The organism is Thermanaerovibrio acidaminovorans DSM 6589 (genome assembly GCF_000024905.1).
Classification (GTDB): domain Bacteria; phylum Synergistota; class Synergistia; order Synergistales; family Synergistaceae; genus Thermanaerovibrio; species Thermanaerovibrio acidaminovorans.
Window position 1 is genome coordinate 1,696,854 of the sequence record NC_013522.1, and the last position, 12,679, is coordinate 1,709,532.

16 protein-coding genes are annotated in these 12,679 nt (G+C 61.9%); 9 read left to right on the forward strand and 7 right to left on the reverse strand.

From position 1 onward, the window contains the following. The first annotated feature begins 287 nt into the window (after positions 1-287). The 9 genes from TACI_RS09515 (at position 288) to TACI_RS08455 (ending at position 5,171) form a co-directional block, all read left to right on the forward strand. Complete coding sequence (locus TACI_RS09515) at positions 288-413, forward strand: integrase core domain-containing protein (RefSeq protein WP_423218564.1); 126 nt, start codon at positions 288-290, stop codon at positions 411-413. 54 nt (positions 414-467) lie between these two features. Next, the gene (locus TACI_RS08420) at positions 468-1,460 is read left to right on the forward strand and encodes a glycosyltransferase (protein WP_423218565.1); all 993 of its coding nucleotides are present in this window, start codon (positions 468-470) and stop codon (positions 1,458-1,460) included. Positions 1,461-1,573: 113 nt separating this feature from the next. Continuing rightward, the gene (locus tag TACI_RS08425; RefSeq protein ID WP_164925244.1) at positions 1,574-1,870 is read left to right on the forward strand and encodes a Gfo/Idh/MocA family oxidoreductase; all 297 of its coding nucleotides are present in this window, start codon (positions 1,574-1,576) and stop codon (positions 1,868-1,870) included. Between the two features lie 35 nt (positions 1,871-1,905). Then, positions 1,906-2,295 carry a polysaccharide biosynthesis protein gene (locus tag TACI_RS08430; RefSeq protein WP_164925245.1) on the forward strand — a complete coding sequence of 130 codons (390 nt, stop codon included), beginning with the start codon at positions 1,906-1,908 and terminating at the stop codon, positions 2,293-2,295. Between the two features lie 376 nt (positions 2,296-2,671). Next, positions 2,672-2,797: an integrase core domain-containing protein gene (locus TACI_RS09520; protein WP_423218564.1), complete on the forward strand. Its 126-nt coding sequence runs from the start codon at positions 2,672-2,674 to the stop codon at positions 2,795-2,797. Positions 2,798-2,851: 54 nt separating this feature from the next. Continuing rightward, positions 2,852-3,823 carry a glycosyltransferase gene (locus tag TACI_RS08440; RefSeq protein ID WP_423218566.1) on the forward strand — a complete coding sequence of 324 codons (972 nt, stop codon included), beginning with the start codon at positions 2,852-2,854 and terminating at the stop codon, positions 3,821-3,823. Between the two features lie 216 nt (positions 3,824-4,039). Next, the gene (locus TACI_RS08445) at positions 4,040-4,285 is read left to right on the forward strand and encodes a Gfo/Idh/MocA family oxidoreductase (protein WP_278007121.1); all 246 of its coding nucleotides are present in this window, start codon (positions 4,040-4,042) and stop codon (positions 4,283-4,285) included. A 407-nt stretch (positions 4,286-4,692) separates the two neighbouring features. Beyond that, positions 4,693-4,971 carry an aminotransferase class IV gene (locus TACI_RS08450; RefSeq protein ID WP_242601104.1) on the forward strand — a complete coding sequence of 93 codons (279 nt, stop codon included), beginning with the start codon at positions 4,693-4,695 and terminating at the stop codon, positions 4,969-4,971. A gap of 32 nt (positions 4,972-5,003) precedes the next feature. Continuing rightward, the gene (locus TACI_RS08455; RefSeq protein ID WP_341271044.1) at positions 5,004-5,171 is read left to right on the forward strand and encodes a hypothetical protein; all 168 of its coding nucleotides are present in this window, start codon (positions 5,004-5,006) and stop codon (positions 5,169-5,171) included. A 56-nt stretch (positions 5,172-5,227) separates the two neighbouring features. Here TACI_RS08455 and TACI_RS08460 read toward each other — a convergent pair whose 3' ends face one another. From TACI_RS08460 to aroF, 7 genes are read right to left on the reverse strand one after another with little or no spacing between them, the layout of a single operon-like run. Continuing rightward, complete coding sequence (locus TACI_RS08460; RefSeq protein WP_012870356.1) at positions 5,228-5,647, reverse strand: type II 3-dehydroquinate dehydratase; 420 nt, start codon at positions 5,645-5,647, stop codon at positions 5,228-5,230. Then, positions 5,644-7,209 (reverse strand): bifunctional shikimate kinase/3-dehydroquinate synthase, encoded by a 1,566-nt coding sequence (locus tag TACI_RS08465; RefSeq protein WP_012870357.1) that lies wholly within the window; start codon positions 7,207-7,209, stop codon positions 5,644-5,646. Before TACI_RS08465 ends, TACI_RS08460 begins: the two co-directional genes overlap by 4 nt. Continuing rightward, positions 7,196-8,371 (reverse strand): chorismate synthase, encoded by a 1,176-nt coding sequence (aroC, locus tag TACI_RS08470; protein ID WP_012870358.1) that lies wholly within the window; start codon positions 8,369-8,371, stop codon positions 7,196-7,198. Before aroC ends, TACI_RS08465 begins: the two co-directional genes overlap by 14 nt. Continuing rightward, positions 8,346-9,206 (reverse strand): shikimate dehydrogenase family protein, encoded by an 861-nt coding sequence (locus TACI_RS09465; protein WP_012870359.1) that lies wholly within the window; start codon positions 9,204-9,206, stop codon positions 8,346-8,348. The genes aroC and TACI_RS09465 overlap by 26 nt, the downstream gene beginning before the upstream one ends. Then, on the reverse strand, positions 9,203-10,513 hold the full coding sequence (aroA, locus tag TACI_RS08480; protein WP_012870360.1) for a 3-phosphoshikimate 1-carboxyvinyltransferase: 1,311 nt from the start codon (positions 10,511-10,513) through the stop codon (positions 9,203-9,205). The genes TACI_RS09465 and aroA overlap by 4 nt, the downstream gene beginning before the upstream one ends. Next, positions 10,510-11,361 carry a prephenate dehydrogenase gene (locus TACI_RS08485; protein ID WP_012870361.1) on the reverse strand — a complete coding sequence of 284 codons (852 nt, stop codon included), beginning with the start codon at positions 11,359-11,361 and terminating at the stop codon, positions 10,510-10,512. The genes aroA and TACI_RS08485 overlap by 4 nt, the downstream gene beginning before the upstream one ends. Continuing rightward, positions 11,334-12,374, reverse strand: a complete 1,041-nt coding sequence (gene aroF / locus TACI_RS08490; RefSeq protein ID WP_012870362.1) for a 3-deoxy-7-phosphoheptulonate synthase — start codon at positions 12,372-12,374, stop codon at positions 11,334-11,336. The genes TACI_RS08485 and aroF overlap by 28 nt, the downstream gene beginning before the upstream one ends. Between the last annotated feature and the right edge of the window lie 305 nt (positions 12,375-12,679).

Here is a 12,679-nt window from a genome sequence, read left to right on the forward strand (position 1 = left end):
AGCAATTTTTCACCTGTTGCAGTAAGACCAGATTATATTGCTCCCCATAGCCAACAAGTCACGAATAAGACATCCTGGGAGGGTTTCCGAAAGGGGTGCTTGAGATGGGCGACACGAAAGATCGGCAGGACGAAGTGCAGCGTTAGACGGCAAAGAGGCGTGTAGCATTGATCCTTGAGATCCTGAAAGGAAAGACAACGATAGCGGAAGCAGCCCGACCCCATGGGCCCAAGGTGGCCGAGGTGGAACGGTGGAAGTAAAGGTGCCTGTCCGGGGCGGAGGACGACCTGAGGAGCCGCCCAGGGACAAATTCGCGGAAGCTAGGCGAAAAAATCGCTAGCTGGATTCACTGGTACAACGAGGGAAGGCCTAATCAATCCCTGGGGACCTTTCCCCAAAACAGGTTCGGCTAAAACAAGCGGCATCATGGGCTTGATTTTATGGGAGCAATACTGATATTTCTGGGAGTGAGAATTTTGACGGACAGCCTTTTTTCCATCGTCTGTGTCACCTATAACCAGGAAGACCTTATCATGGAGTGTCTGGACAGCATCGCGGGACAGGACTACCGAAAAATCGAACTAATCGTTTGTGATGACTGCTCAACCGATCGAACAGTCCAAGTCGTGGAGGAATGGCTCGAAAAACATCAAGATCGCTTTGATAACATCGTATTTCTAAAAAACAAGGAGAACCTTGGGATATCAGCGACTCATGACCGAGGATTGCGATGCGCTGCCGGGAAATACTTGAAATACATTGGGGGGGACGACATCCTAGCTAAAAACTGCGTAAGCCGCATCGTCGAGTTCTGCAAAAAAACTGGAACCACCTGGGGACAGACCCTGGTGACACCCTTCCTCGACACACTTGAGAACTCTGCTGATTTTGAACTCCCATTTCGTAGAACTAGAAAATATTTCTCCTACGCTCCTGCAGGGCAGTTTCGAATGTTCGCCCGTAGGTGCTTTTTCTGCGCCCCAGGGAACTTCTTTGAACGGTCCATCCTCGAAGAAATCGGCTTTCTAGACACGGAATTCCGTACCTTCGAAGACTGGCATACCTGGTTGAGGCTTACCAGGGCTGGCCACACAGCAAGGCTGCTGCCCGAACCACTCGTCTTCTGGAGGCGGCACCTTAAATCCATCAGCTATTCCGCTATGTATGTCGGGAACGTCTCATTCTATCAGGATATTGTCCGGACCCTAGAGAAGTACGTGCTACCCTACGAAGAGGCCCTCGATTGGGTGACAAGAAAGCATCTATCGTCCCACCTAGCCTACTTGAAACTTTTGATCGAAAAGGGAGCAAAACGGGACGCACACCAAAAGGCTATATGGCTGAAACTCAAAAGTCCGCTTTGCTGGATGGAACTCCCTTACTACCTCCTAAATAAACTCCTACCAATGCTAGATAGGAGGAGAGGAATCAGACCGTGGAACACTTCGCAAGCCTCGTGATTTTTTCTCTTTTTAAATTATATTACTGCTCACAAGTTGAAACCCTGTTTCCAGTCGGAACCCATTCTCGTGTTGTGGGCCAACGGCTCGGGAAGATTCTAGGAGGGAACCGCATGTCCGTCTCCGGGAAAGCCCGCATCGGCGGCGTGGCCTTGAATAAGATAATCGAGTGGGATTTTGACACCCCGCACCCCACGGACAACCAGGTGAAGGGGGCCCACACCAACCCCCAGAGCCTGTACGGGTTCGGGCACCTGGACTTTTACCGCCACTGCCTGGACGTGCTGGAAAACGGGGAGGACGAACTGATGAGCGGAAGGGAAGGACACAAGACCGTGGAGATCATCGAGGCAGCGTACCAGTCGGCCCTTTCGGGCGGCCAGGTGCGAATGGGCGCCATGCGGAGGTAATGTTTGCCAATGAAGAATAAGGGACAAGACGACTAATGGAAACCGCTTATAAATTTCTTAATCGCTTCCTCCCTCCAAAACCCGTCATTCGCCATGTGTCCATTCTTGCCGGGGGCACTGCACTCGCGCAGTGCCTCAATATCGCGATGATGCCGTTGCTATCCCGCATCTACTCTCCCGGGGATTTCGGCATTATGGCGGCTTTTGCCTCATTTATTGCAATCCTCTCTGAAACGTCAGCGTTTCGTTACTATCTGGCCGTTCCCTTACCAAAGGAAGAGCAGGATGCCAACGCTTTAGTGGTATTAAGCCTTTTGTTGCAAGTGGCTTTTGCGATAGTGCTGAGTCTTGTCTTGCTGGTTGCTGGCAAAAACTTCTCTCTATGGTCTCAATATTTTTCAAGCATACTATTGCCGATCCTTTGATACTTATCGGTGCAATATCGTTCTTTGGAGCCTTGACTTACATATCTGTTTTGGGTATTCTTCGTTCCGAGACACAAAAAGAGTTCTTTGAACGTATTTATACCATAGCACACAAGGGAAACCCTGTTTAAGTCCATAACCAACAAGCCACGAATAAGACATCCTGGGAGGGTTTCCGAAAGGGGTGCTTGAGATGGGCGACACGAAAGATCGGCAGGACGAAGTGCAGCGTTAGACGGCAAAGAGGCGTGTAGCATTGATCCTTGAGATCCTGAAAGGAAAGACAACGATAGCGGAAGCAGCCCGACCCCATGGGCCCAAGGTGGCCGAGGTGGAACGGTGGAAGTAAAGGTGCCTGTCCGGGGCGGAGGACGACCTGAGGAGCCGCCCAGGGACAAATTCGCGGAAGCTAGGCGAAAAAATCGCTAGCTGGATTCACTGGTACAACGAGGGAAGGCCTAATCAATCCCTGGGGACCTTTCCCCAAAACAGGTTCGGCTAAAACAAGCGGCATCATGGGCTTGATTTTATGGGAGCAATACTGATATTTCTGGGAGTGAGAATTTTGACGGACAGCCTTTTTTCCATCGTCTGTGTCACCTATAACCAGGAAGACTTTATCATGGACTGTCTGGACAGCATCGCGGGACAGGACTACCGAAAAATCGAACTAATCGTTTGTGATGACTGCTCAACCGATCGAACAGTCCAAGTCGTGGAGGAATGGCTCGAAAAACATCAAGATCGCTTTGATAACATCGTATTTCTAAAAAACAAGGAGAACCTTGGGATATCAGCGACTCATGACCGAGGATTGCGATGCGCTGCCGGGAAATACTTGAAATACATTGGGGGGGACGACATCCTAGCTAAAAACTGCGTAAGCCGCATCGTCGAGTTCTGCAAAAAAACTGGAACCACCTGGGGACAGACCCTGGTGACACCCTTCCTCGACACACTTGAGAACTCTGCTGATTTTGAACTCCCATTTCGTAGAACTAGAAAATATTTCTCCTACGCTCCTGCAGGGCAGTTTCGAATGTTCGCCCGTAGGAACTTTTTCTGCGCCCCAGGAAACTTCTTTGAACGGTCCATCCTCGAAGAAATCGGCTTTCTAGACACGGAATTCCGTACCGTCGAAGACTGGCATACCTGGTTGAGGCTTACCAGGGCTGGCCACACAGCAAGGCTGCTGCCCGAACCACTCGTCTTCTGGAGGCGGCACCTTAAATCCATCAGCTATTCCGCTATGTATGTCGGGAACGTCTCATTCTATCAGGATATTGTCCGGACCCTAGAGAAGTACGTGCTACCCTACGAAGAGGCCCTCGATTGGGTGACAAGAAAGCACCTATCGTCCACCCTAGCCTACTTGAAACTCTTGATCGAAAAGGGAGCAAAACGGGACGCACACCAGAAGGCTAGATGGCTTTTACTCAAAAGTCCGCTTTGCTGGATGGAACTCCATTACCACCTCCTAAATAACCTCCTACCAATGCTAGATAGGAGGAGAGCAACCAGACTGTGAAACACTTCGCAAGCCTAGTGATTTTTTCTCTTTTTAAATTATATTACTGCTCACAAGTTGAAACCCTGTTTCCAGTCGGAGCCCATTCTCGTGGTGTGGGCCAACGGCTCGGGAAGATTCTAGGAGGGAACCGCATGTCCGTCTCCGGGAAAGCCCGCATTGGCGGCGTGGCCTTGAATAATGGCGGCGTGGCCTTGAATAAGATAATCGAAGATAATCGAGTGGAATTTCGACAACCCGCACCCCATGGACGAAGAGGTGAAAGAGGCCGATACCAACCCCAAGAGCGTTTACGGGTTCGGGCACCTGGACTTTTACCGCCACTGCCTGGACGTGCTGGAAAACGGGGAGGACGAACTGGTGAGCGGAAGGGAAGGGCGCAAAACGGTGGAGATCATCGAGGCAGCGTACCAGTCGGCCCTTTCGGGCGGCCAGGTGCGAATGGGCGCCATGACCCGCTAATTGCTAGGGAAGATGCACTTCGATTTCATCAACCGGCTTTTCCCAAATAACTCGTCCGCCCGTCACGTGCTTCAATTGTTGGGCGGCACTGCCTTTGCCCAAGGCCTGGCTATCCTCGCTTCTCCGATGTTAACGCGCCTATATGGGCCCCAGGATTTCGGAACCTTAGCTCTTTTTACCGCGATCTTGGGAACCTTGACCGCTTTCACAGGCTTCAACTACCATCTCGCTCTGCCAATGGTCAAGGACAATCGGGTAGCGGCAAATTTGTTTGCACTCAGCTTGGGCATCCAAACCATACCGAGGTGGAGTAGCACCAGATGTGACCGCCATGGATCTCGACGTGGAACCCCCAGGTTCCTTCATCACCTCCCGTGGACTCGGAACCATGGGATTCGGCTCCCTGCATGGCGGTGATGGAGGCGCTGAACGCCGGAGCCCAGGAGGCGGTCTGCATGAGCCGCGAGGGATACGTGGCGGAGTGCACCGGTGACAACATATTCGTGGTAAAGGACCGAGTGGTTAAGACACCCCACCCGTCATGCGGGATCCTTAAAGGCATAACCCGAGACGCGGTGATCCAACTGGCCCGGGAGATGGGCCTGGAGGTGGAGGAGGGGCATCTTACCCGTTACGATCTCTACACCGCGGACGAGATATTTCTCACCGGCACGGCAGCGGAGTAGGAAACGAGCCGGTTACCGCCACCGAGGTCATCCTGGAATACGCGGATCTGATCCTATGCACCGGAAGCACCATCTGCAACGGAACCATAGTCAAATACCTGGGGCTCAACAAACCGGTGATCTTCTTCGGCACCAGCATATCCGGCGCGGCCCAGCTTATGGGCCTCGAAAGGGTCTGCTTCGCCCATAAGTACCTCTGAGCCTTCCCCCACCAAAGTCCAAGAGGAGGCCACCTCCCCAGTGGGAACTGACAAGATCACTCCCCCCTCAAGGCCTCCAGCGCCAACAGGTAGACCCTGGCGCCGAAGCCCATGATCAACCCCCGAACCACCGGCGTCAAAAGGCTCTCCCGGCGAAAGGCCTCCCGGGCCGCCACGTTGGTCATGTGTACCTCCACCACCGGCGCCGGACACGCACTGACCGCGTCCCTCAACGCAACGCTGGTGTAACCGTACCCCGCTCCGTTTATCACCAACCCCTGGGACCCATAGGCCCGGTGAACCGCCTCCACCAGCTCCCCCTCGTGGTTGCTCTGGAAACACTCCACCCCAACCCCCATCTCCTCCCCCCAGCGACGGCACATGGCCTCCACCTCCGCCAGGGTGACGCTCCCATATATGGCCTCCCGACGACCCAACATGTTCATGTTGGGCCCGTTGATCACGTGATACCTCAACCCCTCACCACCTCCATGAAGGCCCGCCTCAGCTCCTCCACCGACACCACCCGAACCTCCGGACCGCACCGGCCGGGCAACACCATCCTTATCCCCCCGTCCACCGCCTTCTTGTCCCTCAGAACGTAACCCTCCAGCTCCCCCCACTCACCACAGGGCACCACCGGAAGGCCCAACGACCCCAACAGCCCCTTAAGCTCCTCAATCTCCAAAGGATCCGACAGTCCCAGCCGGACCGACAACGCCAAGTCCACCATAAGGCCCGCCGCCACCGCATCCCCGTGTCCCACCCTGAAACCGCTTGCCGCCTCGATGCCGTGCCCCATCGTGTGACCCAGGTTCAACACCTCCCGAACCCCCAGCCGCTCGAAGGGATCCCGCTCCACCACCCGGGCCTTGATCTCCACGCACCGCCGAACTCCCATCGCCAGGGCCACCGGATCCCGCCGCCTAAGATCCCCCGCCGCAACCCTAAGCCAACCCCTGAACTCCCGATCCATCAGGGCGTACTTGGCCATCTCTCCAAGCCCCTGCCTAAAGTGGTCCCAGCTCAGGGACATGAGGACCCCCACGTGACACACCATTAGGGACGGAAAGGCGAAGGTCCCCACCAGGTTCTTCCCCTGGGGCCGGTTAACACCGCACTTGCCCCCCAACGCGCTGTCCACCTGGGACAAAAGGGTGGTGGGACACTGAACCAGCCTCAGCCCCCTAAGGTACGTGGAACCCGCGAAGGCCCCCACGTCCCCCACGGTGCCACCCCCCACCATCACCACCCAGGAGCTGCGCCGTAGCCCCGCTTCACAGAAGGCGTCGTACAGCCCCTCCGCCACCGACAGCTCCTTGGACCCCTCGCCACGGGGCACCAGGGACACCCCGCGGCAAGCCACGCCGGAGGCGAACATGGGACCGGTCAGCAGGTCCCCCACCACAAAGGCTTCCCCAAGCTCCGACAGCTCCGCAACGGGACCCCACAGGTCCTCCGCCGCCCCCCCCAGGATCACCACCTCAAGCCCCAGGGCATCGAACCGAAGGCGCTCCGGCGGCACCGTGGGTATGGGCTGGAGCCCCAACCGGTCCGCCACCTCCCGGGCGAGATCCGCCGGAGAACGGTCGCCCCCGTCCAGCGAGAGCTCCGCACCAGCGTAGGACTCCCGCCTTCGATCCATCAGCTCCTCCAGCGACACCCCCGCCATGGGGGGCCTAGGGCTCCCGGCCAGCCGACGCCTCAGCTCCTCCAACGGGACCTCAAGGCACACCAGCCTCCCGGAGGAGGCCACCTGGTCCCTGATCCGCCGGTCCAGGAGGGATCCACCCCCCAAGGCCACCACGCAACCCCTAAGACCGCATGCCTCCCGCACCACCTGGGCCTCCATCTGGCGAAAGCGGGCCTCCCCGTGAACCCGGAAGATCTGATCCACCGACATGCGGCTTCGCATCTCCACCGCCCGGTCCGTGTCCAGAAAGGGAACCCCAAGCAGCCGGGCCAGCTCCCGCCCAACGGTGCTCTTGCCGGTCCCCATGAAGCCAGTGATGAAAACCGGCCGGTCAATCCCCCGCATCCAGATACCTCACCGCCCTCTCCCGGTACAGCTGAAACCGCTCCCGCAACTCCTCCATCCGGTCCCCCCCGAACTGCTCACCCACCGCCGAGGCGATCACCAACGCCACCACCGCCTCACCCACCACCGACGCGGCGGGCACCGCGCACACGTCGGTCCTCTCCCGGTGGGCCCCCGTGGCCTCCCGGCTCCTCAGGTCCACGGACCTCAAGGGGACCCTCATGGTGGGTATGGGCTTCATCCCCAACGTGAGCAACAGGTCCTCCCCGTTGCTCATGCCCCCCTCGATACCCCCGCACCGGTTGGTGGGACGACGGATGCGCCCCCGGTGGATCACGATCTCGTCGTGGGCCTCGTGCCCCCTTTTGGACGCCAGGGCGAACCCGTCCCCCACCTGAACCGCCTTGATCCCCGGTATGGCCATGAGGGCCCCACACAGCCGGCCGTCCAGCCGGCGATCCCACTCCGCATAGGAGCCTATCCCGGGCGGAAGCCCTGCGACCCGCAGGAGGAACGTGCCCCCCAGGCTGTAGCCCCCCTCCATGGCCCCCCGGACCTCCTCCACCAGGGCCGACTCCCCCGCCGGGTCACCGCAACCCATGGGGCTCTCCATGGCCCGCCGCCAGCCCTCCTGGTCCTCCGGCGCACCCACCTGGGCGGAACCGATGGACAGAACTGCGCTTAAGACCCTAACCCCCAGCTCCCCCAGGAGAAGCTTCGCCAGGGCCCCGGCGGCCACCACGGCGGCGCTGCTCCGGGCGCTGGCCCGCTCCAGCACGTTCCTCAGGTCCTCCAGCTGGTGCTTCACCCCACCGGCCAGGTCCGCATGCCCCGGACGGGGACAGCCAAGGGCCCCGGATGCCACCGCCTCTGGATCCAGGGGACCAAAGGGGTCCATGGCGGGCCTCCACCGTTCCCACTCGGCGTTCTCCACCGTGATCCCCACCGGGGCTCCGGTGGTGAGCCCACCCCGAAGGCCGGACCACACGGTGAGACGATCCGTCTCAAACTCCATCCTGGGCCCCCGGCCGAAACCCCGGCGACGACGCCGAAGCTCCCCCGCTATGGCCTCCTGCGGGACCTCAAGGCCGGACGGGAGCCCCTCCACCACCACCACCAGCCCCCGGCCGTGGGACTCACCGGCGGTAAGGTACCTGATCATCCCCACCACCTCCGTAAAGGGCCATACGCATCTCCTCCAGCGGTGCCTCCATGCGGGTGATGAGCCGGAAGGACTCCGCCCCCTGACCCAAGAGCACCTCTCGGCCATCCACCATCCAAAGACCCATCCCGCCCCCTGCCCGCACGAACTCCGTGGGCCCCTCCCCATACACCAGGTCCAGCCCCACCCCCCGGGGATCGAGGACACCCAGGGCGGCCTCGAGGACCCCCGCATCCCAGGGATTCCCCGGGAGCCCTAGGGACGTGGCGTTCACCAACGCATCCACCCTATCCAGGGCCCTCAACCGGTCGAAGGGGACCACCTGGACCCGGCGGAAGAGCCCCCACCCCCGGGCCAGGGAGGCAAGATCCTCCCCCCCTGCCAGGTTCCTGCAGGCCACCGTCAGCCTGCCGCATCCCATGAGGCCTAACGCCATGGCGGCCCCCAGGGCGGCCCCGCCGGCCCCAAGCAACAGGGCGCTTCCCACCGACGCCCCCCGAAGGGCGAACAGGATCCCGTCCACGTCGGTGTTGTAGCCCAGGACCCGCCTGGCACGGAACACCAGGGTGTTCACCGCCCCCAGGCGGACCCCGTGCCCCACCGGCTCGCAGAGGGAGAAAGCTTCCTTTTTATACGGTATGGTAACGTTGGCCCCAAGGGCACCCAGGGCCCCAAGGCCCCTCACCGCCTCCCCCAAGGCCCCCTCCACGTGGAAGGCCAGGTAGACGCAGTTCAGCCCCGCCGCCCTGAGGGCCCGGTTCTGCATCCTGGGGGAGAGGCTATGGGACACCGGGGAGCCCAGCAGGGCTATGAGACCCGTGGAGGCGTCGATCATGAGACCAGCCCCTTGAGGTGATCGAAGAACTCCGGGTAGGAGATGGACACGCAGGAGGCACCCCGGATCTCCACCGGCCCCGACGCCGCCAGTGCCCCCACCGCCAGGGCCATGGCGATCCGATGATCCCCGTAGGAGTCCACCCGGGCGGGGGACAGGGGAGCTCCACCGTTGCCCTGGATGACCCAGCCGTCCTCCACCTCCCGGATCCTCACCCCCATGGCGCTCAACCCCTGGGCCATGGCGCCTATCCGGTCGCACTCCTTGTGCCGCAACTCGCCGGCCCCCCGGATCTCGGTCTGGCCCTGGGCCAAGGAGGCGGCCACCGCCAACACCGGCAACTCGTCCACCATGGAGGGCACCTGATGGGGCTGAACCTTGATGCCCCGCAGGTTCGAGTGCCGGACCCTCACGTCCCCCACCGCCTCGCCACCCTGGGGTGATCTGGGGTGGACCTCCACATGGCACCCCATGGCCCTAAGGGCATCTAGCAGCCCGGTGCGCCCCCGGTTCAGACACACCCCCCGGACCACCAGGTCCGACCGGGGCACCACCGCCCCCGCCACCAGCCAGAAGGCGGCGCTGGACATGTCACCCGGGACCTCCCAGGCGCCGCCGGGCACCCTGTCCACCGGGTAGACGGTGACGGAGAGCCCGTTTCGCCTCACCGGCACCCCCAGGTGCTCAAGCATCACCTCCGTATGATCCCGGCTCAGGTGAGGCTCCGCCACGGTCAGCACATCACCCCCCATGAGCCCCGCCAGGATCAGGGCGGTCTTCACCTGGGCGCTGGGGACCCGAAGCTCAAGCCTGCCCCCCGAGAGACGAGCCCCCCGGATGGACAGGGGCAGCAGCCGCCCCCCATCCCGGCCATCTATCCTGGCCCCTAGGGACCGCAGGGGCTCCACAACCCGCCCCATGGGACGGCCCCTGAGACTGCCATCCCCGGTGATCACCCCGAAGAGCCCCGGCACGGCGGACATGAGACCGCAGAGAAGCCGGGCGGTGGTCCCCGAGTTGCCCGCGTATAGGGGCTCCGCCGGGTCCGAGGGGCCAGAACCCCTGGATACGCTAACCCGCCCCCCGGAGCGGACCACCGAGAACCCCAGGGCCTCCAGACACCTGAGGGTGGAGGCGCAGTCCTCCCCGCTGGAGAAGTTGTCCACCCGGATACCCTCGTCGGAGAGGGCCCCCAGGAACGCCGCCCGGTGGGAGATGGACTTGTCTCCCGGAACCCGCAGCTCCCCCTTTAGCCCCGAACAGGGCTCCACCACCACGTCATCCACCAGCACCTCGGCGCAGCTCAACAGGACCACCCCTTTTCTTCTCCAAGCCGGCGCCTCAGGGAGCCAAGCTCCCCCGCCAGAGCCTCAAGATCCCCCTGATCCATGGACGCCAGCTCCCCAAGGATGGAGCACAGCTCCCCCAACACCTCCTTAACACTCCCCCGGTTCATGGACAGGACCTGGGCCAGGAGCCAGGGCTGGGACATGGAGACCCGGGTGGCGTCCCTGAAGGACCCGGCGGCCATCCCGAATGCCCCGCCCCCCTGATCCCGCCGCCGGGCCAGCTCCATCAGCCCCAGGGAGATGAGCATGGGAAGGTGGCTCACCACCGCCGCTGCCCGGTCGTGCTCCCCGGGCCCCAGCAGGATCCACCGGGCGCCAAGCCAGGAGGCCAGCTCCCGCCCCAGCGCCAACGCCTCATTCCCGGAGCTGGGGCCCGGAACCAGGACGCACACCGCCCCCTTGAAGAGGTCACCGGAGGCGCTCTCAAGACCCCCCGTTTCCTTCCCCGCCATGGGGTGGAAGCCCAGGTAACGGCCGGGGAAGAGACGGTCCAGCTGGAACGCCAGGGGGCCCTTGACGCTGGACAGGTCCATCACGAAGCCCCGGAAGGAGGGGGAGAGCTCCATCGCCAGGGGGATCACCTCCCACGGGGGAACCGCCAGTATCACCAGGTGGCACCTCTCCGCCAGCTCCCCCAGGTCCCGGGCGGCCCCGTCAAGGATCCCCATGGACCGGGCCCGCTCAAGGGTCCCCCGGTCCAGGTCCCAGCCCCACACGGACACCCCCGGGACGGAGGAGAGCCCCATGGCCATGGATCCCCCCATGAGCCCCAGGCCCACTATGCCAACATGGCGACCCGCTCCCACGAGGGCACCTCCCATCTGCCGTTGAGGGCCCCCGTCAGGGCCCCCAGGGCCCCCATAAGGTCCCTGAACTCGTCCAGATCCAACGACTGGTCCCCGTCGCAGAGGGCGTCCTTGGGGGAGGGATGCACCTCCACGATCAGCCCGTCCGCCCCGGCGGCCACCGCCGCCAGGCTCATGGGGATCACCATGTCCCGCCTGCCGGTCCCGTGGCTGGGGTCCACCACCACCGGCAACCCGGACAGCCGCTTCACCAGCGGCACCGCCGAGAGGTCCAGCAGGTTCCGGGTGGCCCGGTCGAAGCTCCTTATGCCCCGCTCGCACAGGATCACCCCCGGGTTGCCGGAGGAGACCACGTACTCCGCCGCCTGAAGCCACTCGTCCACGGTGGCCATCATCCCCCGCTTCAGGAGCACCGGCCGGTGGGACCTGCCCACCTCCCTCAAGAGGGGGAAGTTCTGCATGTTGCGGGCCCCCACCTGCAACAGGTCCGCCTCCTCGGACATCCACTCCACGTCCTCGGGGGACATGACCTCCGTGACCACCGGCAGCCCGGAGACCCGGGAGGCCTCCTTCAGAAGCCCAACCCCAATCCCCCCAAGCCCCTGGAAGCTGTACGGGTTCGTCCTGGGTTTGAAGGCCCCGCCCCGAAGGATCGATGCCCCCGCTTCCTTCACCCCAAGGGCGGTGCACACAATCTGGTCCCGGCCCTCCACCGAACAGGGCCCCGCCATTACCACCAGATCCCCACCCCCCACCTCAACGGAGCCCACCCGGACCGGACCGCAAACCCCCGCCTCCCGGCTAACCAAAGGGTACGACGCCCCGGTGGAACGAACCCACCGGACCGGCAGGCCCGATAGGTCCGAGGCGGAGACCCTCCCATGGACCACCACGTAACGGACACCCTCAAGGCTCACCAGCCGGGCCTCTCGCCCCATTTCCGCCAAACGGTCCATGAGGTCCGCAAGCCCCCGTCCTCCTAGCCCCAGATCAACCTCCAACACGGTCATCATCGAACTTCCCCCTCCCTCACAAATGATCCAGATAAAAACGAAGGGCCGGAGCCCCTGGAAATCCGGCTCCGGCCCTTTTGACCCTTATGCTTCAGGTCTATGGCGGGTTATGCGGTTGCACCTGGTAAGAGGTTGGCCGAAGGCCCCGCCGGGGGATGCGGATCTCCATGGAGCAGCGGGCCACTGGCGTAATACCGCCACTGGCCCCCGCTAAAGTAAAAGTAGAAGCTGCTGACCCCAAAGGATCCCATCCTTACGACCACCTTCGGCACCCCCTTCCCCTCAAATCTTATTGGCACGGAATG

Coding starts and splice junctions, on each gene's coding strand:
- aroC (WP_012870358.1), bottom strand. CDS start 8,371: ATGATCAGGTACCTTACCGCCGGTGAGTCCCACGGCCGGGGGCTGGTG.
- TACI_RS09465 (WP_012870359.1), bottom strand. CDS start 9,206: ATGATCGACGCCTCCACGGGTCTCATAGCCCTGCTGGGCTCCCCGGTG.
- TACI_RS08465 (WP_012870357.1), bottom strand. CDS start 7,209: ATGCGGGGGATTGACCGGCCGGTTTTCATCACTGGCTTCATGGGGACC.
- TACI_RS08450 (WP_242601104.1), top strand. CDS start 4,693: ATGGCGGTGATGGAGGCGCTGAACGCCGGAGCCCAGGAGGCGGTCTGC.
- aroF (WP_012870362.1), bottom strand. CDS start 12,374: ATGATGACCGTGTTGGAGGTTGATCTGGGGCTAGGAGGACGGGGGCTT.
- TACI_RS08425 (WP_164925244.1), top strand. CDS start 1,574: ATGTCCGTCTCCGGGAAAGCCCGCATCGGCGGCGTGGCCTTGAATAAG.
- TACI_RS08430 (WP_164925245.1), top strand. CDS start 1,906: ATGGAAACCGCTTATAAATTTCTTAATCGCTTCCTCCCTCCAAAACCC.